20 protein-coding genes and 1 other RNA gene are annotated in these 21,346 nt (G+C 67.6%); 12 read left to right on the plus strand and 9 right to left on the minus strand.

What is annotated here, in order from left to right:
• Positions 1 to 238: 238 nt before the first annotated feature.
• The 4 genes from GVV77_RS10565 to GVV77_RS10580 all read right to left on the minus strand — a co-directional run bounded on the left by GVV77_RS10565 (position 239) and on the right by GVV77_RS10580 (position 3,984).
• Entirely contained in the window at positions 239 to 631 is a 393-nt protein-coding gene (locus GVV77_RS10565) for a hypothetical protein (protein WP_159618114.1), read from the minus strand.
• A gap of 169 nt (positions 632 to 800) precedes the next feature.
• On the minus strand, positions 801 to 2,033 hold the full coding sequence (locus GVV77_RS10570; RefSeq protein ID WP_159618115.1) for a saccharopine dehydrogenase family protein: 1,233 nt from the start codon (positions 2,031 to 2,033) through the stop codon (positions 801 to 803).
• Positions 2,033 to 3,592, minus strand: a complete 1,560-nt coding sequence (locus GVV77_RS10575) for an APC family permease (protein ID WP_159618116.1) — start codon at positions 3,590 to 3,592, stop codon at positions 2,033 to 2,035. Before GVV77_RS10575 ends, GVV77_RS10570 begins: the two co-directional genes overlap by 1 nt.
• Before the next feature lie 188 nt (positions 3,593 to 3,780).
• Positions 3,781 to 3,984, minus strand: a complete 204-nt coding sequence (locus GVV77_RS10580; protein WP_159618117.1) for a hypothetical protein — start codon at positions 3,982 to 3,984, stop codon at positions 3,781 to 3,783.
• A gap of 437 nt (positions 3,985 to 4,421) precedes the next feature.
• Between GVV77_RS10580 and ftsW the strand changes: the two genes are divergently transcribed.
• Positions 4,422 to 5,663, plus strand: coding sequence for a putative lipid II flippase FtsW (gene ftsW, locus GVV77_RS10585; RefSeq protein WP_159618119.1), 1,242 nt, complete (start codon positions 4,422 to 4,424; stop codon positions 5,661 to 5,663).
• 10 nt (positions 5,664 to 5,673) lie between these two features.
• On the opposite strand, the gene GVV77_RS10590 is transcribed toward ftsW, so the two are convergent.
• Together GVV77_RS10590 and GVV77_RS10595 are read right to left on the minus strand one after the other, a co-directional pair.
• Positions 5,674 to 7,050, minus strand: a complete 1,377-nt coding sequence (locus tag GVV77_RS10590; RefSeq protein WP_159618121.1) for a CoA transferase — start codon at positions 7,048 to 7,050, stop codon at positions 5,674 to 5,676.
• A complete protein-coding gene (locus GVV77_RS10595) occupies positions 7,047 to 8,051 on the minus strand; it encodes a GlxA family transcriptional regulator (RefSeq protein ID WP_159618123.1) in 1,005 nt (334 codons plus the stop codon). The genes GVV77_RS10590 and GVV77_RS10595 overlap by 4 nt, the downstream gene beginning before the upstream one ends.
• Before the next feature lie 81 nt (positions 8,052 to 8,132).
• On the opposite strand from GVV77_RS10595, the gene GVV77_RS10600 reads away from it, so the two are divergent.
• Both GVV77_RS10600 and GVV77_RS10605 read left to right on the plus strand, forming a co-directional pair.
• Positions 8,133 to 8,321, plus strand: a complete 189-nt coding sequence (locus GVV77_RS10600; protein ID WP_159618125.1) for a hypothetical protein — start codon at positions 8,133 to 8,135, stop codon at positions 8,319 to 8,321.
• A 35-nt stretch (positions 8,322 to 8,356) separates the two neighbouring features.
• The gene (locus GVV77_RS10605) at positions 8,357 to 8,635 is read left to right on the plus strand and encodes a hypothetical protein (protein ID WP_159618127.1); all 279 of its coding nucleotides are present in this window, start codon (positions 8,357 to 8,359) and stop codon (positions 8,633 to 8,635) included.
• Between the two features lie 54 nt (positions 8,636 to 8,689).
• Here the strand turns inward: GVV77_RS10605 and GVV77_RS10610 are convergent, their stop codons facing one another.
• Both GVV77_RS10610 and GVV77_RS10615 read right to left on the minus strand, forming a co-directional pair.
• Entirely contained in the window at positions 8,690 to 10,750 is a 2,061-nt protein-coding gene (locus tag GVV77_RS10610; protein WP_246199758.1) for an Rv1352/Rv1906c domain-containing protein, read from the minus strand.
• 208 nt (positions 10,751 to 10,958) lie between these two features.
• A complete protein-coding gene (locus tag GVV77_RS10615) occupies positions 10,959 to 11,573 on the minus strand; it encodes a hypothetical protein (RefSeq protein ID WP_159618128.1) in 615 nt (204 codons plus the stop codon).
• 326 nt (positions 11,574 to 11,899) lie between these two features.
• Between GVV77_RS10615 and prfB the strand changes: the two genes are divergently transcribed.
• From prfB to GVV77_RS10660, 9 genes are all read left to right on the plus strand, one after another.
• Positions 11,900 to 13,018, plus strand: a complete 1,119-nt coding sequence (gene prfB / locus GVV77_RS10620; RefSeq protein WP_159618130.1) for a peptide chain release factor 2 — start codon at positions 11,900 to 11,902, stop codon at positions 13,016 to 13,018.
• Positions 13,019 to 13,352: 334 nt separating this feature from the next.
• Complete coding sequence (ftsE, locus tag GVV77_RS10625; protein ID WP_120165134.1) at positions 13,353 to 14,057, plus strand: cell division ATP-binding protein FtsE; 705 nt, start codon at positions 13,353 to 13,355, stop codon at positions 14,055 to 14,057.
• Positions 14,054 to 14,968: a permease-like cell division protein FtsX gene (gene ftsX, locus GVV77_RS10630; protein ID WP_159618132.1), complete on the plus strand. Its 915-nt coding sequence runs from the start codon at positions 14,054 to 14,056 to the stop codon at positions 14,966 to 14,968. Before ftsE ends, ftsX begins: the two co-directional genes overlap by 4 nt.
• Positions 14,969 to 15,004: 36 nt before the next feature.
• On the plus strand, positions 15,005 to 16,555 hold the full coding sequence (locus tag GVV77_RS10635) for a M23 family metallopeptidase (protein WP_159618134.1): 1,551 nt from the start codon (positions 15,005 to 15,007) through the stop codon (positions 16,553 to 16,555).
• 65 nt (positions 16,556 to 16,620) lie between these two features.
• Positions 16,621 to 17,094 carry an SsrA-binding protein SmpB gene (gene smpB, locus GVV77_RS10640; RefSeq protein ID WP_120165137.1) on the plus strand — a complete coding sequence of 158 codons (474 nt, stop codon included), beginning with the start codon at positions 16,621 to 16,623 and terminating at the stop codon, positions 17,092 to 17,094.
• Positions 17,094 to 17,465 (plus strand): hypothetical protein, encoded by a 372-nt coding sequence (locus GVV77_RS10645; protein WP_159618136.1) that lies wholly within the window; start codon positions 17,094 to 17,096, stop codon positions 17,463 to 17,465. The genes smpB and GVV77_RS10645 overlap by 1 nt, the downstream gene beginning before the upstream one ends.
• 132 nt (positions 17,466 to 17,597) lie before the next feature.
• Positions 17,598 to 17,965: a transfer-messenger RNA gene (gene ssrA / locus GVV77_RS10650) on the plus strand.
• A 166-nt stretch (positions 17,966 to 18,131) separates the two neighbouring features.
• On the plus strand, positions 18,132 to 18,353 hold the full coding sequence (locus GVV77_RS10655; protein ID WP_159618138.1) for a hypothetical protein: 222 nt from the start codon (positions 18,132 to 18,134) through the stop codon (positions 18,351 to 18,353).
• Positions 18,354 to 18,404: 51 nt separating this feature from the next.
• The gene (locus GVV77_RS10660) at positions 18,405 to 20,144 is read left to right on the plus strand and encodes an alpha-glucosidase (protein WP_159618140.1); all 1,740 of its coding nucleotides are present in this window, start codon (positions 18,405 to 18,407) and stop codon (positions 20,142 to 20,144) included.
• An 8-nt stretch (positions 20,145 to 20,152) separates the two neighbouring features.
• On the opposite strand, the gene GVV77_RS10665 is transcribed toward GVV77_RS10660, so the two are convergent.
• Positions 20,153 to 21,253 carry a carboxylate-amine ligase gene (locus GVV77_RS10665; protein WP_159618142.1) on the minus strand — a complete coding sequence of 367 codons (1,101 nt, stop codon included), beginning with the start codon at positions 21,251 to 21,253 and terminating at the stop codon, positions 20,153 to 20,155.
• Positions 21,254 to 21,346 lie beyond the last annotated feature (93 nt).

Consider the following 21,346-nt stretch of genomic DNA (forward strand, 5'->3'; position numbering starts at 1 on the left):
TCTTTCCATGGACCGGTGATTTCTGGGATGGAATGAAGGCCAGATTCAAGTGCGACCTGTTTCACCTGCGGAGCGGTTTCGAATATTTGCTAAATCGCGATGTCGGTCGATGTGGTCCACCTGGTGGCCGGATGCGCGTGGCTCCATGGGCACTGCGACGTCGAGATGGTGGTTGCATGAAGGCCGAGGGAGACCGGACCCGGAAGGTATGGTCACGGCGGGTTTGCCTTCGTGCGTGCTAGCAGCCCGAACCGCTGTTCTCCCTGCGGGTCTCACCGTTCACGACGACAACCTGAGAGTTGGTGCGGCAGGTCTCGCCATTCTCGGCGACAGTGTTCTGGCTGCTGAGCTTCGTTACCTTGTCGGTCACGGTGTAGTGGGTCTTATAGTCGAACGATGACTGACCGATGGTCGTCTTCTCGCGGGTGTTGGTCGTGTAGTGGCCGTCGGCATTTCGGGTCACGCCGCGGCGCTCGTAGGTGAATGAGCCATCGGGGCTGCTGAATTCGACGTGCTCCACCTGGGCGCGGTTGCTGCCCGGGTCGGACGGCGCGGCCAGGGCCGGCGAGGCAGTGACGGCGAGAACGAGGCCGGCGCCTGAGGCGACGACCAATCGGGTCAGATGTTTCATGGTTGGGGGTCCTTCCGCTTCTCTGTCGGACTGCCCCCAGCACCAGTGACCGAAGCCTAAGGGCCGCGGACAGTTGCGTCAACGAATTGTTTTCCCCGGGCCGCCCGCGCATACGCGAACTCGACATCACGCTGCCCGGAAGGTCCTGGCACACCAAGTCCTTTGGGTTTCAGCGCTCCTCGAGCCCCCACGGCGACCCGTAGCCGGCCGGCTCATCGGCAGCCAGCAGCTCGAGGAACGGCCGCGCGTCGAAGGCCTCGGGCCCGAGCACGCCCGCGCCCTGCCAGGTGCCGTTCGCGAGCAGCTCCAGTGCGATCACCGGATTCACTGCGGTCTGCCACACCACCGCCTGCGATCCGTACTCGGCCATCGACCACTCGTTGTCCACGACGTGGTAGAGGTACACCGCCCGGGGCTCGCCGTTCCGGCCGATTCCCGTCACGTACACGCCGGCGCAGGTCTTGCCCGTCATCCGGTCGCCGAGGGTCGCGGGATCGGGGAGCGCCGCGGCGACGACGTCGCGCGGCGCCACGGCGACGCCCTTGACCATCAGCGGCTCGGTGGAATCAAGGCCCAGCTTGTGCAGGGTCTTCAGCACGCCGATGAACTCATCACCCAGTCCGTACTTGAACGTCACCCTGCGGGCCTTGGTCCAGCGCGGCATGAGGATGACCTCCTCGTGTTCAACGTTGACGCACTCCACGTCCCCGATCCCCTCGGGAAACCGGAACACCTCCGGTTCGCTGAACGGCTCGGTGGTGTACCAGCCGGCCCCGCGCTCGAAGACCACCGGCGGGTTCAGGCACTCCTCGATGGTGGTCCAGATGGAGAAGGACGGAGCGAACGCCGGCTCGCCGTCTGCCCCAGCAACCACGAGGTTGGCGCCGTCGCGCACCGCCAGCTCGTCGATCGAGGAGAACAGCTCGTCCTCCGCGTAGCGCGCGAAGACATCCGACAGCCCCGGCTCCACCCCCATCCCGACCAGGGCCAGCCGGCCGGCGTCCTCCCACTGCTGCGCGAACGCGAACTGCTCGTCGCCGAGCATCACCCCGGTCTTCGCGTACGGCTCCTCCGGGTGCCGGACCGACAGGCTCATCGCCATGTCCAGATAGGTGGCTCCCGCCGCGAAGCAGCCGTGAAAGATGGGGATGACGAACCGGGGATCAACGGCGTTGAGCACGTGGGTGATGCCATGCTCACGCACCAGCGCGGCGACCGCCTCCGCCGACGACGCGTCCACCTGCGCGGCCATCAGGCGGCCGTCGTCGAGCGAATCCACCAGGGCCTGCGGCCGCGCGGGGTCGTAGTCGGCCACCACCAGCAGCTCGAAGAATGGGCGCCGGACGGCGATCCGCACCGCGGCGGACCCGACGCCGCCGGCACCGACGATGAGGATGCGCATCAGGCCAGGCCCCCGTCGACCGAGCGCCTATAGGTGTCGGGGGAGTCCGGCACCAGGACGGGCGTATCGGCGTTGAGGCTCTCGCCGCGGAAGAACGGCTGGGATCCCTTCCGGGTCCGCCAGGCCAGCATCAACACCAGACCGAGGGCGAGGGCGCCGATGCCGACGACGAAGGTGCCTCCGACGCCGAGGAGCACGCTGTACCCGTAGTCGACGTCGAGCATGTCGATCGCCGACCGGATGAACGCTGCCGTCAGCATCAATGCGCCCAGGAGGGGGAGCAGGAACCGGAAGACGAAGTTGCGCCGGGAGGTGAAGAGGTCCCGGCGGAAGTACCAGACGCACGCGTACCCGGTGATGGCGTAGTAGAAGGCGATGGCCAGGCCGAGGGACAGGATCGAGTCGGCGAGGATGTTCTCACTGACGATGGTCATCACCACGTAGAAGGCGACGGCGGCGATCCCCATCACCAGGGTGGAGAAGGACGGCGTCCGGAAACGGTCGTGCACCGTGCTGAACCGGCGGGGGAGCGCCTGGTAGACCGCCATCGAGAGGGTGCCGCGCGCGGTCGGCAGGATGGTGGTCTGGGTGGAGGAGACCGCCGAGACGAGCACCGCCACCACCAGCAGCCAGGCGGCCGGGCCCAGCACGGCGTCCTTGAGTGCGAAGAACACGTCCTCGGCATTGACTTCGTTCCCCAGCCCGGTACCTTCCTCGCCCACCCCGGCGTACATCATTGCCGCCACGGTGACCCCGACGTAGGTGATGAGCAGCAGCACCGTGGTGACCAGCGCGGCCAGGCCCGGGATGCGGCGGGCATCACGGGTCTCCTCGTTCAGCGCCAGGCAGGTGTCCCAGCCCCAGTAGATGAACAGGGCCAGCAGGACGGCCTCGGTGAACCCTGCGACGCTGTCGAACGCGAAGGGGTTGAACCAGTCGAGCGACGGCGCCGTGGCGTTTTCGGCGGTGCCGTTGGCCACCCCGATGAGGGCGAACACGACGAACAGCGCCAGCGCCAGGTACTGGACCGCCAGGAGGACGTTCTGCAGCTTCGCGCCGATTTCGACGCCGCGGTAGCTGACCAGGGTCATCAGCGCGATGAAGAAGACGCCGGTGGCGGTGACCAGGAAGGAATTTTCGGCGAGTGAGCCGTCGCCCACCAGCAGCCACAGGTAGAGCCCGGCGATCTGGGCAAGATTGGCCAGCACGATGATGCCGGCTACCGCCACCCCCCAGCCCGCCATCCAGCCCACCCACGGGCCGAACGCCTTGGTGGCCCAGGTGAAGGAGGTGCCGCAGTCGGGGACGTCCCGGTTGAGCTCCCGGTAGGCGAAGGCGATGAACAGCATCGGGATGAACGCCAGGATGAAGGCGATCGGAGCCTGTGCGCCGACCGCGAGGACCACGAAGCCGAGCGATGCCGCCAGCGAGTACGCGGGCGCGGTCGATGCCAGCCCAATGACCACCGACCCCCACACGCCCAGGGTCCCGGCCGCGAGTCCCTTCCCCTCACCCGACGGCGTGCCCTGAGCATCTCTTCCAGTCGCTGTGGAACTCATCGTGCGCCTCCGCTGTCCGGCTGGCCGACGTCATTGTCGGCCGCAAACGATGTGACGCCCCTCACTATACTGACTAGTCGGTTTTTGTAACGGCCATTTTTGGGCCCGGGAGGGGCAGGGCGCGTTGACGGCCCTCACAGCGCAACCCGACAGCGCCGAGGGGTACAAGGAAAGCTCGTGCGCGCGCCTCAGTCCACGAATTCCGACTGGGTCTCGATGAAGTCCCAGTCGCCGGGGGAGAGAGTCGTCCCGCTGAGGTCGGGTCCGCCGACCTCACTCACGGCACGGGCGGCGTCGGGATCGATCGCCGACGCCCGGAGGTTCTCGCGGAACCATTCCTTCGGCATGACGTCCAGAAGGACCCACCACTGTTCGATGCGTAGCTCTGCCATGACTGTGCCCCTGACGACGTGGACTGTCCCTCAACGGTAGGCGCGTTGTATCCGCCCTACAAGGGCATGCGCCGTCCCGCCGCCTACATGACCCGCCGGCATCTCGCCCGGCCCGCGCAATGCCGGGAAAGTGTTCCGCGCCGCCGCACTTTCCCGGCCGGCCACCGCTACACGCAATCGAAACTCCGCTGCTCGAACTGGAATTCGCCGTTCACAAAATGAATATCGATAACTCAGCGAGGTGGGAAACTACTGGGACGTACTCCCAAAAACCAAGTAGTGGCACGGGGGATTCGAGTAGGGACGACACCGAATTTGAACCGGGCCCGGCAAATGGCGTGAAGTACCGTCGCCGGAACGGCGCGGTTTAGTGGGGGTTATCGGAAAAGAAAAAGCGCCGCCACCGCCGGATCAGTCGACCGAAATGGCAGGACGCTATGACAGCAGTTCGACCACTACCACGACCCACGACCTCCCCGTCCATCGATGCACCGCGCCGCAGCCGCCTGGCCCCGGTCTTCTCCCGCCTGGTCCGGCTTTTCAGCCCGCGGGGGCCCGGCTCCGCCAGAAGCGCTTCAACCCTGCTGCTGGCGACCACCTTCTCGCTGGTGGGCATCGGGCTCATCATGGTCCTGTCCGCCTCCTCCTTCGCCCTTGCCGCACAGGGGCAGTCGCCCTACGGAACGTTCCTGCGGCAGGGTCTGTGGTGCGCCCTCGGGCTCATCGCCCTCCTGGTGTTCGCGCGGATCCCGCTGCGCCTCTACCGCAGGCTCTCCCGGGTGGCGCTGCTGGGATCCTTCGCGCTGGCGGTGCTCGTCTTCACGCCGCTCGGCGTGGAGGTGAACGGCAACCGGAACTGGATCGCCATCGGGTCGATGACCATCCAGCCCTCGGAGTTCCTCAAGTTCAGCCTGATCCTCTGGGGCGCCGGAGTCCTCACCGACCGCGTGAACCTCGAGCGCAACCCACGGCACGGAGTGGTGCCGGTCCTCCTGGCGTCAGGAATTGCACTCTGCCTGGTGCTGGCGGGCCGGGACCTCGGAACGGCGCTGATCCTCGCGCCCGTGGTCGGCGGCCTCTTCTTCTTCACCGGCGCCCGGCTCCGCTCCCTGATGCTCGGTGCGGGCGTGGTCGTGATCGCCGTCATCATCGCGGTCCTCTCAAGCCCGAACCGCCTGAAGCGGATTCTCGTCTGGCTTGACCCCTCCGGCGCCGGGGCCGCCGAGGGGCTGGGCTACCAGGGTACCCACGCCGTTTACGCGCTCGCCGGCGGCGGAGTCTTCGGGGTGGGTCTCGGGCAGAGCCGCCAGAAGGTCCACTGGATTCCCGAGGCCCACAATGACTTCATCTTCGCCGTTCTTGGGGAGGAACTCGGCCTGGCCGGCGCCACGCTGGTCCTGATCCTGTTCGCCACGCTGGCCGTCGCGATCGTCCGGATCGCACGCCTCGCCGGCAACCCGTACGCCATCTGCCTCTGCGGCTCGGCGCTGGTCTGGGTGCTGGGCCAGGCGGTGGTGAACATCGCCGTGGTCACGGGTCTGATTCCGGTGGTGGGGATTCCCCTTCCCTTCATCTCCTACGGCGGTTCGTCGATCATCGCGCTGCTGGCTCTGGTGGGCGTCCTGCTTTCCTGCCTGCGCACGTCCGGCACCACCCGGGACGCGGTCGGCTCCGGCTGAGCGGCGGGTCCTACCGCTGCCACTCGGGCGGGTCGGCGCCCCACGGCCGTGCCGGAAACGGCCAGTCCACTGGTCCGTCCTCGAAGGCCACCGCCGGCAGGGCGGTGGTGATGCCCTCAGCGCTGACCGCAACCGTCGGCGGCCCGGCTTCCGCACGGGGCAGCAGCGGCCGGGAGTCCTGCAGCAGCCCGGCCGCGATCCCGGCCAGGGAGGACTCCAAGAGCCAGGTGCCGCCGTCATCCTGCTGACGGCGCAGGGCGGAGAGCACACCGGCGGCCAGGAGGTAGCCGGCTGTGTGGTCAAGTGCCTGCGCGGGCAGCACGCCGGGGCGGACGCCGTCGGGGGACTCGCGCATCGCGATGCCGCTGACCGCCTGCACAATGCTGTCGAAACCGCGCCGCTGCGCCCATGGGCCGGTGCCGCCCCAGGCGCTGAGCTGCGCCAGGAGAATCCCGGGGCGCTCCCCGGCCAGGGCCGCAGGCTCGAGCCCGAACCGGTCGAGGGCACCGGGCCGGTAACCGGTGACGACGACGTGCGCGCCGTCGAGCAGGCGCCGGAAGGTGCGGCCGTCTGCCGGCAGGGAGAGATCGAGCAGGGCGGTGTGCTTCCCCGCACCGGTGTCGAGGTGCTGGACGGCCATCTCGGGAAGCGCCGGGCTGTCAAGCCGCAGGACGTCGGCCCCCAGCAGGGCCAGGGTGCGGGTGGCGACGGGGCCGGCGATCACCCGGGTGAGGTCCAGGATCCGCAGTCCCCTCAACGGGGCCGCTGCGGTGGCGTCTGGGGAGCCCCGGAAGCGGGCGGGCGCCGGACCAAGCCGGGTCAACGACAGCGGCGGCGCGTCGGACGGGCCGCCCCAGTCGGCCAGTCCCCGCCCGGCGGGCCGGACGGCGGCGGCGATCCCGCCCGCCGCGTAGACCCGGTCCTCGATGTCCCGGGCCGCACCGGAGCGGATGCGGGCCGCGAGGTCGTCCGGCCCGGAGCCGGCTGCCAGATCCAGTGCGGCGAGGAGGCGGCCGCGGTGGTGCGGGTAGTTCGCGTGGGTCCGCACCCACCCGTCGGCGGCCTCCCAGAACCCTGACAGCGGCGCCCAAAGGTCGGGGCTTTCACCCCGGATCCGCAGGTGGCGCTCGCTGGTGAACGCCGTGGCGATCCGGCCGGCGTCGAGGTGGACGGTACGGGGGCCGCCGCGGGGGAGGAGGGAGTCGGTCCAGAGGGCGGCGGCGAGCGAGGCAGCGGCGACGGCGTCCCGGGCCAGCCGCGGCACGTTCAGGGCCGAGGTGAGGGCCGGCTCGCCGCCGGGGGGCACGCGCTGCAGAGCCGCGGGATCCTCCGCGAGCGCCAACCAGGCGCGGGCCAGCAGGGAGGTACCCTCCCCGTCGGTGTTCATGCCGGCTGCTCGGCCGCGTCGGGGGCCACGAGGGTGCAGCAGGTTTCGGGCGGTCCGTGGAAGGTGCGTCGGTAGGCGGCGGGGCTGACGCCCAGCACCCGGTGGAAGTGCTGGCGCAGCAGCACGGCCTGGCCGAAGCCGCTCCTGCGGGCGATGGAGTCGATCCCCAGGTGGGTTTCCTCGAGCAGCAGCTGCGCCCGCTGGACGCGCTGGGCGGTGATCCACGCCGCCGGGGTGGCCCCGGTGACCGCCCGGAACCGCCGTGCGAACGTCCGCTCCGACATGTGTACCCGCCGCGCGAGGACCGGCACGGAGAGCTCCTCCTCGAGGTTGGCGCTGAGCCACACCAGGAGCTCCTCGATCGGATCCCCGCCCGAGGCGGGGACGGGCCGCTCGATGTACTGGGCCTGCCCGCCGTCCCGGTGCGGGGGCACCACCATGCCCCGGGCGACGGCGGCCGCGGCCCGAGCCCCAAACTCCTGGCGGATGAGGTGAAGGCTCGCATCGATCCCGGAGGCGGTGCCGGCGCTGGTCAGGATGTTGCCGTCCTGGACGTACAGCACGTTCTCGTCGACCGTCACCGCCGGGTACTGCTCCGCGAGCTGCCGGGAATGCGACCAGTGGGTCGTCGCCCGCCTGCCGTCGAGCAGCCCGGCCTCCGCCAGGGCGAAGGCCCCGGAGCACACCGAGAAGAGGCGCGCGCCGCGGCGGTCGGCGGCCCGGAGGGCGTCAGCGACGGCGTCGGGGAGGGGATCCCCGGAGTGGGAAGGAATCATGACGACGAGGTCCGCGTCCATGGTGGCCGACAGGTCGCGCTCGACGACGATGGAGAAGCCGGTCTCGGTCTCCACGGTTCCCGGCACCGGGGTGCAGATGCGGAAATCGAAGGCCGGAAGGCCCACGTCGAGCTTCGAACGGTCGACGCCGAAGACCTCGCAGATTACGCCGAACTCGAAGGGCGTGACGCCGGGAAGGACGATCAGTGCCACTGAAGTGAGCATGGTCACAGTATGGCAGAAATTCGACGAAAAGTGGCGTTCCTGCCACTATTTTTGGCGGTCCCCGAATCGCAGACTCAAGGCATGGACTTTCTTCTCACTTTCCCAACCATTGCCGCCGTCGTCGTCGGCCTTTCCGGGCTCGGCCTGCTGCGGCTGATCCATTCCGACGGTTTCCGCTCGGTTCCGCCGCCTCCCGGCCACGCTGCGTGGCGGGCCGGCACGCTGCCCAGCGCTCCCTATGCCGGCGCCTTCCCCGACGCCGGCGTCTGACCCCATCCGAGAAGCTCAATGTCGAAGGAACTCCGATGCTGAATCAACCCGCCGAATACTTCCTCCATCTCCATGCCGCGGAACAGTTCCGGTTCCTCGCCCAGGCCGAACACCGACGGAACGCCGAACGCAGGAGGGCCGGCACCGCCGACCCGCTGCGCCCGCGCCCGGCGCATTCCCTCCGCCCGCAGTCCTGGGGGTTGGACCTTCTCCAGCGCCTGGGGTTCCTCCGGCCACCGGTGCGGGAAGCCAGGAGAAGTGCTGCACTGTTGACCGCGCAAATGCGGCCGGCGGCCCCCGAGTGCTGCCCCTGACGCGTTGGCCGGGCCCCCTTGCATAAGGGAGGCCCGGCCTCGATGGGCAGTGCCTTACTTCCGGGTGAGGGTTCCGCAACCGTAGACCGAGAACCCCTTCACATCGGCCGGGATGGTCACGATTGTCCTCTGCGGTCCGAGGTAGTTGGTGATCAACTCATCCAGGTCGTAGCTGAACCCAGACAGCGTCTCCCAGTAGCAGTCGTCACCCGCGCCGTAGCCGTAGTACGTGCCCGGCAGGATGTCGATGCCCACCCGGTAGGTGCCGTCGGCGGTGATGCTCGTGGCCCGCGCTCCCGCAGTGGTGACGGTGGTCCACTTTCCACAGCCGTCCGTCAGGAAGCCGACGTCGTTTGGAAGGATCTGAACGTAGGTCTTCGCTGGCCCCCAGTAGTTCGCGTTGATGTCGTCGAGGCTTCCGGTGAAGCCGTTGAGGCGCTCCCAGTAGCAGTCGTCCCCGGTTCCGGTGGCCTTGTAGAGCCCGGGCTTCAACGTGGTTCCGACCTTGTAGATTCCGTCGCCGCCGAGCACCACGACCGGCACGGCGGGAATGGCCACTGCGGCGCTCAGGGTTGAGCGGGTCTCGTAGTAGCTGGACTTGGCATGGACCTTGGCGGTGATCTGCTTGCCGCCGTCGGTGGTGGTCAGCTTGTAGGAGCGGCCCGTAGCCCCGGAAATCGCGGTGCCGTTGCGGTACCACTGGAACCCGTAGGTGGCCGGTGCCGGGCTGTAGGTGCCCAGGCTGGTGGTGAGGGTGTAGCCCACCTTCGCTGTCCCGGTGATCCGCGGGGCCGACGTCGTGGTGAAGACGGCCTTCCCGACGGTCTTGCGCGCCGTGGTGGTTGAGACGGTGGTGTAGCCCGGTTTGGAAACGGTGACCTTGACGGACACCACGTGGCCTATGTAGGAGGAATTGAGCCACAGTGTTGATTTCGTTCCTCCGGACACGGCAACACCGTCCCGGTACCACTGGTACCGAATCGTCGCCGGTGCGGGGGACCAGCCCTGCGAGACGGTCAGCGTCTGGCCGTAGCGGTGCGTGCCAGGGACGGTGACCGGCCGGGTGGCGGTGATGATTCCTGCTGCAATCGTGCGCGCAGCGGAATCCCTGGAGATGCTGGTATAGCCGGCCCTAGTGCCGCGGACGCGGACCTTGATTTGCTGCCCGTTGTCGGCCGGCACAGTCGTGTAGGTGCGCCCGACCGCCCCGGTGACGGGGGTTGTGCCCCGGTACCACTGGTAGGACAGGGCGGTGCCTGCCGGCCAGATTCCGGGATTGGCGGTCTGGGCCTGGCCTACGCGGGCGGTACCAGTGATGCTCGGCAGTGGCGCCGTGAGCACGCCGGGTCCGACGGTCACCTCGTTCGACGGCGCGACATACGGTGCATATCCCGCCGCGCTGAGGGTGGCTTCCGCCCTAAGCTTCTGTCCGAGGTCGGCAGCGACGGGCGTGTAGCTGCGGGAGACCGCGCCCGGGATCGGGGAGGTGCCGCGGTACCACTGGTAGCTCGTGGCGGGCTGGACCGAAGAGTCGTCCGTCCACGTGGGTGCGTTGAGGCTCAACTCCTGTCCCACGACCGGCTTGCCGTTGATGGAGGGGTTCCACACAACCCCGTCGATGGTGCCGACGCCCACGGTCAGCGGCTCCGTCGTGACAGCTTCACCGCCCGACCCGGGGCGTACCGAAAGAACGAGGCTCTTTCCGCCGGCGCTTCCCGGTATCGAGAACGGGAAGGTCTCGCCGGGCAGCGCGGTGGATTCGTCGATCACTTCACCATCGGCCAGCCACTGCAGAACCAGGGTGCCCGATTCCAGGCCTGCCCACTCGCCGGTGAACACGGTGACCGGCAGGCGCACGACGGCCGGACCTTCGACCGTGGGAAGCATGACGTTCACGGGGCCGTCGGTTTCCTCGATGGGATCGACGGTTTCGGTTGGACCCGGTTCGCTGGGCACCTCCGCGGGCGGGGCCTCATCGACCGGTGGGAGGGGCGTCTCGGCCGCCTCCGTCGAAATCGGTTCCGGTGGCACCGGAGAGGTGCCGTAGGCGGCGGGACCGGTGATAAGGCCCGCGAGCAGGACCGCTACTCCGGCCAGGGTGGTACCCCTCAGCACACGGTCGGATGATGTCCGATTCCGGACGTTTTTCTGCAGAGACAAAGACGTCTCCTCCCCCAGGGTAAAAGTGGTCGGCTCATCAGACCGGCATCACTCTAGGGGGACGCTCCACCATACCGGTTGCCGATACCGGCCTTGGGGCAAATCCTGCGTAAAACCTGCGCTTTCTTCTGGCAAATTCCACTCCGGCGCCCGGTGGTGCCAGCTAGCTCCGTCCTGCCTCGTCGAGCATCTCGCACACATCGCGCACGAGCGTGGTGGTGTTCGTCGTAACCCTCACCGAGAGGGGTTCGACGGCGGCCGGGTCCTCGGACAACTGGGCTTCGATGGTCAGCGTCCCGCGCTCGTAGAAGAAGAATTCGGGAAAGCCTGCCGCTGCCAGCGCCTTGGCGTCCCGGTCACCCAAGGGGAAGATGAGCGAGGCGCCCTTCAGTGAGTCCTCAATGGACAACCCATCGGCAGAAACGCGCTGGGTGACCGGTCCGGAGATGTCCAATTCGTCAATGAACGCACCGTCCGAGGCCCGGGTCAGGTCCACTGTGGCATCTCCGCGGTATTTCAGCTTGATTCTTCCGTCATCCTTCACCCGGGACTTGTAGTGGACCTCCCGGACGTCGCCGGATGCCACGGTGACGGTGCTGCCGCACGCCTTGACGCTGAAAGGCTCGTAGTAGTCCTTGGGAACGGGGAGATATTCACCGTCGGTGTCTGCAGGCGGCCAGGGGGCGGGTTCTTCTTCCTGAGCGGCGGCCGACGCCGATCCGGCGAGGAGGCAGAGCGTGGTGAGAAGCGGAAGGCACACCTTTGTCTGGGTTTTCATTTTCGGGCTCCTGAGCGTTGCAGGAGAGCAGCGGGCGCGCGTCCTGCCTGGATATGCATTGGATGCCGAAGCGGCGACAGGTCCGCTGAGGGAAAGGGTGTCCAAGTCCGTCAGTCCGGGCGCACAATGCGGCAAACCTACGCCCGCGAATTTCGCGCTGTCAATGGGAGCTGGGGCCCCGCCCCTACCCAATTAAAGGGAGGGTATCCGGCTTTCCGGCCCCAGGAGGCCGGTCCGCCCGCGGGGCGCGACCGGCCGGTCCCGGACCCGGGCAGCCCGCACCTGGACGGGATCCCGCGGTGCGGATGACGTAGGCTGGACTCACCATGGCAGCCACCGATTTTTCCGCAGAGATCCGCGCACTGCGCGCCAAGTACACCTCGATCGAACAGGTTTCCGACGTCGAAGGGATCCGCAAGGACATTGCGGAGCTCAGCGAGGAGGCCGGCGCCCCGGACCTGTGGGACGACCCGGCCGCGGCGCAGAAGATCACCTCCAAGCTCTCCCACCGGCAGTCCGCTCTCGAGCGCCTCGAAACGCTTCAGACCCGGATCGACGATCTGGAGATCATGGTCGAACTCGGGCAGGCCGAGGCCGACGAGGACACCCTGGCCGAGGCCGAAAAGGAGCTCGTGTCGCTGGGGAAGGCCCTTGACCAGCTCGAGATCGTGACCCTGCTCGCCGGTGAGTGGGACGAGCGTGAAGCCGTCGTCACCATCCGCTCGGGCGCCGGGGGAGTGGACGCCGCAGACTTCGCCGAGATGCTGCTGCGCATGTACCTGCGCTGGGCCGAACGCCACGGCTACCCCACCCAGGTCCTCGACACCTCCTACGCCGAGGAGGCCGGGCTGAAGTCAGCGACCTTCGAGGTGAAGGCCCCCTACGCCTTCGGGACGCTCTCGGTGGAAGCAGGGACGCACCGCCTGGTGAGGATCAGCCCCTTTGATAACCAGGGCCGCCGCCAGACCTCCTTCGCGGCCGTCGAGGTCATCCCGCTCATCGAGCAGACAGACGTCATCGAGGTGCCGGACAACGACATCCGCGTCGACGTGTTCCGCTCCTCCGGGCCCGGCGGCCAGTCCGTGAACACCACCGACTCGGCGGTGCGCCTGACCCACCTTCCCACCGGGCTTGTCGTCTCCATGCAGAACGAGAAGTCCCAGATCCAGAACCGCGCCGCCGCCATGCGCGTGCTCCAGTCGCGGCTGCTGCTGCTCAAGAAGGAGCAGGAGGACGCCGAGAAGAAGGCTTTCGCCGGCGACGTCAAGGCCTCGTGGGGCGACCAGATGCGATCCTACGTCCTGAACCCGTACCAGATGGTCAAGGACCTCCGGACCGAGCACGAGGTGGGCAACACCTCGGCCGTGTTCGACGGCGAGATCGACGACTTCATCGACGCCGGCATCCGCTGGCGCACGAACAACCGCAACGCCGACGCCCAATAGGCGCACCGGGTAGGCACCCCGCGGCCGCACGCCGTATGCCGGGTCCGCACAGTGCCACCGAACCGCGGGCAGGTTCCCTGCGCCTCTTTCCTGCCTGAGTCGCCAATTTCCTCAACAGGCGGGCAGGCGGTGCCCTATATTAGGCAGCATGAACGCTGCTTCGCGGGGTGCGGCGGTCCCGTTTCGGGTGGTGTTCAAACAACAACTTTCACTTCCGACACACGGTGCGGCTTTCCCGGAAGGCAAACAGGCGTGGCTATAGTCGAGGAGCCGGTCCTTCCTTCCTCCAGCAAATGCCCGTGAACCGGCTGGACACAATGGGCGCAGAGTAGTCATGATCCGATTCGAAAACGTCACCAAGGTGTACGACGCCAAGTCGCGCCCCGCACTCGATTCGGTCTCCCTCGAGGTGGACCGGTCCGAGTTTGTGTTCCTCGTCGGGGCCTCGGGCTCGGGTAAGTCGACCTTCATCCGCCTCGTGCTCAAGGAGGACAGTGCCTCCCGCGGCGCCGTCTACGTCGCCGGCCAGAACGTGGCCAACATTCCGAGCTGGCGCGTGCCCCGGCTCCGGCGCGGCATCGGGGTCGTCTTCCAGGACTTCCGCCTGCTGCCCAACAAGACGGTCTTCGCCAACGTCGCCTTCGCCATGCAGGTCATCGGCAAGAGCCGCGCGGTCATCCGCGAGACCGTCCCCGAGGTGCTCAAGACCGTGGGCCTCGAAGGCAAGAACAACCGCATGCCCCACGAACTCTCCGGCGGTGAGCAGCAGCGCGTGGCGATCGCCCGCGCCATCGTGAACCGTCCCGGCATTCTCCTCGCGGACGAGCCGACCGGAAACCTCGACCCCACCACCTCAATGGGCATCATGAAGGTGCTCGACCGCATCAACTCCAACGGCACCACCGTGGTCATGGCCACCCACGACGACGACATCGTAAACACCATGCGCAAGCGGGTCGTCGAGCTGCGCAACGGCGCGGTGGTGCGCGATGACGCCCAGGGCATCTACATCGGCGAGACGGAGGCGGTGGCCGAATGAGGCTCGCGTTCATCCTTTCCGAAATCGGCTCCGGGCTCCGCCGGAACCTCTCGATGGTCATCTCCGTCATCCTGGTCACCTTTATCTCCCTGACCTTCGTCGGCGCGGCCGGACTGCTGCAGCTGCAGATCAACCAGATGAAGGGCTACTGGTACGACCGCGTGCAGGTGGCCGTGTTCCTGTGCGTGGAGAACTCGACCTCGCCCAGCTGCGCCGCCGGCCCGGTCACCGAGGAGCAGCGGGACACCATCCGCGCCATGCTCGAGTCGGAGGCCTTCACCCCCTACGTCGCGTCGGTCGAATACGAATCCCAGGACGAGGCGCTGGGGCACTTCAAGGACCAGTTCGCCAACTCCCCGATCGTCGATTCGGTCACCGCGGATCAGCTCCCCGAGTCCTTCCGGGTGAACCTCGTCGACCCCGAGAAGTACGAGGTCATCAACGAGGCTTTCTCCTCCCTGCCCGGCGTCGACATCGTCAGCGACCAGCGGGAGCTGCTCGAAAAGGTCTTTTCCGTCATGAACCGCGCCTCACTAGGGGCTTTACTGGTTGCGGGGGTGATGACAGTGTGTGCAATACTCCTCATAGCGACTACCATCCGGCTGTCGGCATTCAGCCGACGGCGGGAAACCGGGATCATGAGGCTGGTCGGAGCCTCAAAGGCAGTGATTCAGCTGCCCTTCATCCTGGAAGGGGTAATCGCCGCTGTTGTCGGAGCTCTCTTGGCCTCCGGTGCGTTGTGGGGAATGTCCCGCTTCGTCATCGGCGGCTGGCTCGCCCGCGAGTATCCGGAGACGGCGTTCATTTCGGATCAGCAGGTTCTCCTGCTGGTTCCGGCGCTTATCCTTCTGGGCGCGCTGCTGGCTGGGGTCTCATCACTCCTGACCCTGCGGCGCTACGTGAAGGTTTAGGGCCGATTTGGCAGTACTAGGGGACAGGTACAATTCATGGATTTACGCTCGGTGCATCGGGGCCCTCGGCCCTTCTTCATCCGTACGACGGCGGGGGTTTCGATCGCGCTTGCGGCCGCCCTTGCCCTGGGCTTCGGTACGCCCGTCTTCGCCGACGACCTCGAGGACCGCAAGTCGGCCCTCGAGTCGGAAATCAGCGAAGTGCAGCAGTCCATCGAGTACCTCGATGAGGACATCACCGAAACCATCGCACAGCTGAAGGTGTACCAGGGGCAGCTCCCGGCGGCCCAGCAGGCCCTCGCCGATGCGCAGGGACGGGTTGAATCCGCGGCCAACGAGGTCAGCGCGCTGGCGATGCGCGTGCAGCTCGCCGAAGAAACCAAGACGAAGATCGCCGACCAGCTCGCCAAGGACAAGGCGGCCATCGAGGACACCCGCAAGGTGATCGGACAGATCGCCACCCAGGCCTACAAGAACGGCGGCGTCCCCTCGGACGTCTCCCTCATGCTCGGTGCCGACGGCGCCGAAAGCCTCACAGACTCCATGGACATGGTGGACCAGGCGCTGCGCGGACAGAACGCGGCCATGGACCGGCTCTCCCAGCAGAGCGCGACCAACGCCAACAGCCAGGCCCGCCTCACCGCCGTCGAGGCTGAAATCAAGGACCTGAAGTCCAAGGCCGAGGCCGCCCTCCAGGCCGAACAGGCGGCGCGGGACGCCGCCGCCACCGAGAAGGCCAAGGTCGACACGCTCATCGCCGACACCTCGACCCTCTCGGCGAAGCTCCAGAAGCAGAAGCCGATCATCGAAGCGCAGCTGGCCAGCGTTGAAGAGGCCCATGAGAAGGTGACGGCCGACATCGCCGAACGCCAGCGCCGCCTCCTCGAGGAAGCGCGCAAGGCCGAGGAGGCCCGGCTCAAGGCCGAGGCCGAGGAACGGGCGCGGGTCGAAACCGAACGCCGCGTCGCGGCCGCCGCCGAGGCCGCCCGCGTTGAGAACGAACGCCGGGCCGCCGAGCAGCGGGCCGAGAACGAGCGCCGGGCCGCCGAGGCCGCCGCGCAGAACCGTCCGGCCCCCGCCCCAGTGGCACCCGCCCCGCCGGTGGCCCCTGCTCCGGTCGCCCCGGTCGCACCGGTCATCAAGCCGCCGGTCCTGGGAAACCCCTCCGACTTCAAGCTCATCGCGCCGGTCAACGGCCCGGTCAGCTCCGGCTTCGGCTGGCGCCCCACCCCGATCGGAACCATCGACTTCAACGGCACCGGCGGGTACACCCACACCGGGCTCGACTACGGGGTCGGCTGCGGCACCCCGCTGTACGCTCCGGCGTCGGGCGAGGTCTGGTACGCCGACTCCGATGCCCTCAAGGGCGCGGGAAACCGGATCGTGCTCAACCACGGGGTCCGGGCCGGAAATGCCCTGGCGACCAACTACTACCACCTGGCCAGCTTCAACGTATATCCGGGACAGCGGGTAAGCGCCGGGCAGCTCATCGGCTACACCGGGACCACCGGCAACTCCACCGGCTGCCACCTGCACTTCGAGGCGGTGCTCAACGGCAGCCTCGTGGATCCTTCGGGTCTCCTGTAGCCGTAGAATAGGACCCACTTATTCCACGCGGGCTCCGGCCCGCCCCGCTGTTGAAGGAGTTTGCCGTGCCCAAGGAAAGTGGCCGGAAGGTAGTGGCCACCAATCGCAAGGCCCGGCACGACTACGAAATCCTCGACACCTACGAGGCCGGCATCGCCCTGATGGGCACCGAGGTGAAGTCCCTGCGCGCCGGGCGGGCCTCCCTCGTTGACGGCTTCGCGGTGTTCTACAACGACGAACTGTGGCTCGAGGCGATCCACATCCCCGAGTACACGCAGGGGAGCTGGACCAACCACGCCGCCCGCCGCCGACGGAAACTGCTGCTGCACCGCGAGGAACTTACGAAGATCTCCCAGAAGATCCGCGAGTCAGGCTTCACGCTGGTGCCCCTGCAGCTGTACTTCCTCAATGGCCGGGCCAAGGTCGAACTCGCCGTCGCCCGCGGCAAGCGGGACTACGACAAGCGCCAGACGCTGCGCGAAAAGCAGGACAACCGCGAGGCGCTGCGCGCAATGCGCGAGAAGAACCTCGGCGCCTGATGAGCGATGTCTTCTGGGAGGCGCAGGAGGAATCCGAGCACCCCGACGAGTCGGAGCTGCGCTATAAGCGCCCGTGGTGGGTCACCCTCGGCGCCGTGGTCGACCTGCTCCTCCTGTTCGCCATTGTTCCGGTGGGGATCCTTTCCCTGATCCCCTTCTTCTTCCTGATCTACATCTACCTGGCCCAGGTGCTGGTGTGGATATCACCGGTGCTCCTGCTGCTCAATGCCGCGGTGTTCTGGTGGAGCTTCCGGCGTAAGCAGGCAGCCACCACGGCCCTGGCGGCTCTCGGGATCGCTTTCGTGACGGTGTCCTTCGTCGTCGTCGCCCTGTGGCAGGCCCAGGTGGTCATCCTCGGCATCCGCTTCTGACGCCGGTCCGTCAAGCCCCCGGAGGGAATCACTGAGGGATTCGCCGCAGGGAATCACCGCGGCGGCACATGCGTTACACTAAACGTCTGGGACACGCCTCGCGGCGGGTTCCGGACATTGGTAACTGAATACGGGGATGACAGGTTTCGACGATGTTAGTCGCGACAGGGGAAGCGGGCCGAGGATACAGGGTTATCTCGTTAACGCTCTCTGTAAAACAATAAGTGCCGAATCTAAGCGCACTGACTTCGCTCTCGCTGCCTAAGCAGCCTAGCTAGTCCGTCAGACCGGGTTTGCTCTCGCCCCGGATCCTGGCGTCATTTAGAGGGCCACTGCTCCTGGTTTTTGTTGTAGGAACCAGGGGGACTCTAATACAACTGAGCTCGGCAGCCACTTGTTTGCACGATGGCTGGAGCTGAGAAAAACCGACGCAAACTGCGCCCGGAGAAGCCCTGACAACACTGCATCGGACGCGGGTTCAATTCCCGCCATCTCCACCTGATCCTCCGCCTCCTTCCGGCGGCGGCGGACCCCGGCCCCAGGCCTTCCGGAATCCGGAGAGCCTGGGGCCGTTCAGTTTAACCCCTGCCGCAGGTTCCCGCGTGGATTGCCGTTCCCCGCCCGGAGAAGCACCGGCGGCCGGCGCGGCAACACTAGACTGGCGCCATGAGCTCCACCGACAGGCCGTCATGGCTTCCACCGCTGCCCCCGCCGCACCGCGGGCGCCCGCTGATCATCCTGGGCTGGCTGCTTGTCGGCGGAAGCTTCATCTACATCTTCATCATGAGCTACGTGGGAGGAACCCACACCCTCTACACCCTGATTCCGCTGGCCCTGGGCCTGCTCTGCCTCATCATCGGGCTGCTGCGGCGCAATGAAGGCCGGTAGCGGCCCGGTGTCCGCCGGCACCGCCATGCCCCTACCGAAAGCGAGCCGCCCATGACCGAAACACCCGCGCCCTGGTGGACCCGCGCCGTCGTGTACCAGGTGTACCCGCGCAGTTTCGCCGACGCCGACGGGGACGGCAACGGCGACCTCGCCGGGATCCTTGGCAGGCTGGACTACCTGGCCGAGCTGGGCGTCGACATCCTCTGGCTCTCGCCGGTCTACGCCTCGCCCCAGAAGGACAACGGCTACGACATCAGCGACTATCAGCGCATCGACCCGGTCTTCGGAACCTTCGCCGACTTCGACGCCCTCGTGGCGGGCCTCCATGCCCGCGGCATGAAGCTGGTGATGGACCTGGTGGTGAACCACACCTCCAGCGAGCACCCGTGGTTCCTTGACTCCGCGTCCTCCCCGCAGAGCCCCCGGCGGGACTGGTACTGGTGGAGGGACCCCCGGAAAGGCTTCGCGCCGGGGGAACCCGGCGCCGAGCCCACCAACTGGGGGTCCTTCTTCAGCGGCCCCACCTGGACCCTCGATCCCGCCAGCGGGCAGTACTACCTCCACCTCTTCGCCCGGGAGCAGCCGGACCTCAATTGGGAGAATCCCGAGGTCCGCGCCGCCGTGTACGACATGATGAACTGGTGGCTCGACCGCGGCGTCGACGGTTTCCGGATGGACGTCATCAACTTCGTCTCCAAGACCCTCCCGCTGGCCGACGGCGCCGTCCCGCCCGGGCACCTGTGGGGCGACGGCGGACCCCAGTTCATGTCCGGCCCGCGGATCCACGAATTCCTCGCCGAGATGCACCGGGAGGTGTTCGCCGGCCGGGAGGCCGAGCTGATCACGGTCGGGGAGATGCCCGGGGTCACTGTGGATGAGGCTCGGCTGTTCACCGACCCCGCCCGCGCCGAGGTGGACATGGTCTTCCAGTTCGAACACGTCAGCCTCGACCAGGGTCCCGGCGGCAAGTGGGACTACCGGGGGCTTGACCTGCGCGACCTGAAAACCTCGTGGAACCGGTGGCAGAAGGGCCTTGCGGATACGGGCTGGAACAGCCTCTACCTCGACAACCACGACCAGCCCCGCCTGGTGTCGCGCTTCGGCGACGACGGCGCCTACCGCTACGAATCCGCGACGCTGTGGGCGGCCCTGCTGCACCTTCACCGCGGCACCCCGTACATCTACCAGGGCGAGGAACTGGGCATGACCAATGTGCCCTTCACCTCCATCGAGGACTTCCGGGACGTCGAATCCCTCAACTGGTACGAAGAGGCGACGATGAAGCTCGGCCGGGACCCGCAGGAGGTCCTGGCCGCCCTGCGCAGGACGAGCCGGGACAACGCGCGCACGCCCGTCCAGTGGACCGGCGGGGCCAACGCCGGCTTCACCACCGGCACACCCTGGATCGCCGTCAACCCAAATTATCCAACGGTCAACGCCGAACTCGACCGCTCCTCCCCGCGCTCGGTTTACCGGTTCTACCAGCGCCTGATCGCTCTGCGGCACGGCAGCGCGGTGGTGCAGCTGGGACAATTCGAACTCGAGCAGGCCGACCATCCGGTGCTCTACGCGTTCACCCGGACCCTGGACGGCGCCGTGCTCCGGGTGCTCGGGAACGTCTCGGGGGAGCCCCTCGGGCTTCCGCCCGGGCTCGGCGGCGGCACGCTGCTGCTTGGCAACTACGGGGACGGCGACGCCGGCACCGCCCGGGACGGCAACCTCCGGGACGCCGCTGGGCACGAGCCGGACACCCTGCGCCCCTGGGAGGTACGCATCCTCGACGTGTCCTGACGGGCGCCCTATCGCTCGTTGATGAGGGTGGAGGAGTAAAGCTCGAGCAGGGCGGGCATCCCGCCTTCCTTCATGGCCCGGCGCTGCCGCTCGGCGCCGGTGCCCTGCTCCCAGACCGTGGCCAGGCCCGCCTGCACCCAGGCGGTGTCCCCGGCGGCGTCGAGGGCGGGGCCCACGTAGTCCAGCAGGCGTTCCATCTGGGCCCGGGCGGGTGTGAGCGTGCCGGTGCGCAGGTCCACAGAGCCGCCGGTGAGCCCGTCCCGGGCGGCCTGCCACAGGGCGGCGTCAAGCAGTTCGGGTTGCGGGTCAAGGAAGCGGGTGTCGGCGTCGGCGTCGGCGACGGCGGTGGTGACCAGGGCGCGGATGAGCGCACCGATCAGCACTGAGTCCTGGGCCTCCAACTGGACGTCCCCGGCACGGACCTCAAGGGTCGGGTAGCGGTCGGACAGGCGCGCCATCCAGGTCAGGACCCCGCGATCGATGATCACCCCGGTGGCGACGAGGCGCTCAATGCGCCGCTCGTAGTCGGCGGCGTCCTCGAAGACCGGCGGAACACCCTGCACCGGCCACCGGCGGTAGTGGACCAGCCGCCAGCTGCCGAATCCGCTGTCCCGGTCGAGCCAGAACGGGGAATTTGTGCTCAGGGCGGTGACAATGGGGATCCATGGGCGGATCCGGTTCAGGGCCTGGACCCCGGTCTCCTTGTCGGGAATGCCGACGTGGACGTGCAGCCCGTTGACGAACTGGTCGCCGACGATCCCGGGGGCGCTGGCCTTCAGCTCGTGGTAGCGCTGCTTGTCGGTCAGCTGGGGGTACTCCTGCTCGATGCGCGGGGCGGTGGCCGTCGCCGCGGCGAGCACCCCGAACTCGCGGGCCGCCGCGTTGAGCTGCCGCCGGAAGTTCAGCAGGGACTCCTCGGCCTCGGTCAGCGTGCTGCACACCGGCGTCGCGGTTTCGATCTGGCAGCTGAGCAGTTCCCGCTGGATGTCGTCCGGGTCGATCTCCGGGGTCAGCTCGAGCCGTCCCTGGATGTCCGTGGCTCGGTGGACGGGCAGGCCCGAGGCCGGGTCCACCAGCAGGTACTCCTCTTCAAGGCCAAGAGTGGTCATGGGGCGGCTCCGGGGTCGTGGGGTACGGTCGTGACGCGGCACTTCCTGACCAGTCTAAGGACACCGGGCACACCAGCCGGAAACGCAATTAGA

The organism is Arthrobacter zhaoguopingii, from assembly GCF_009828605.1.
Taxonomy (GTDB): domain Bacteria; phylum Actinomycetota; class Actinomycetes; order Actinomycetales; family Micrococcaceae; genus Arthrobacter_D; species Arthrobacter_D zhaoguopingii.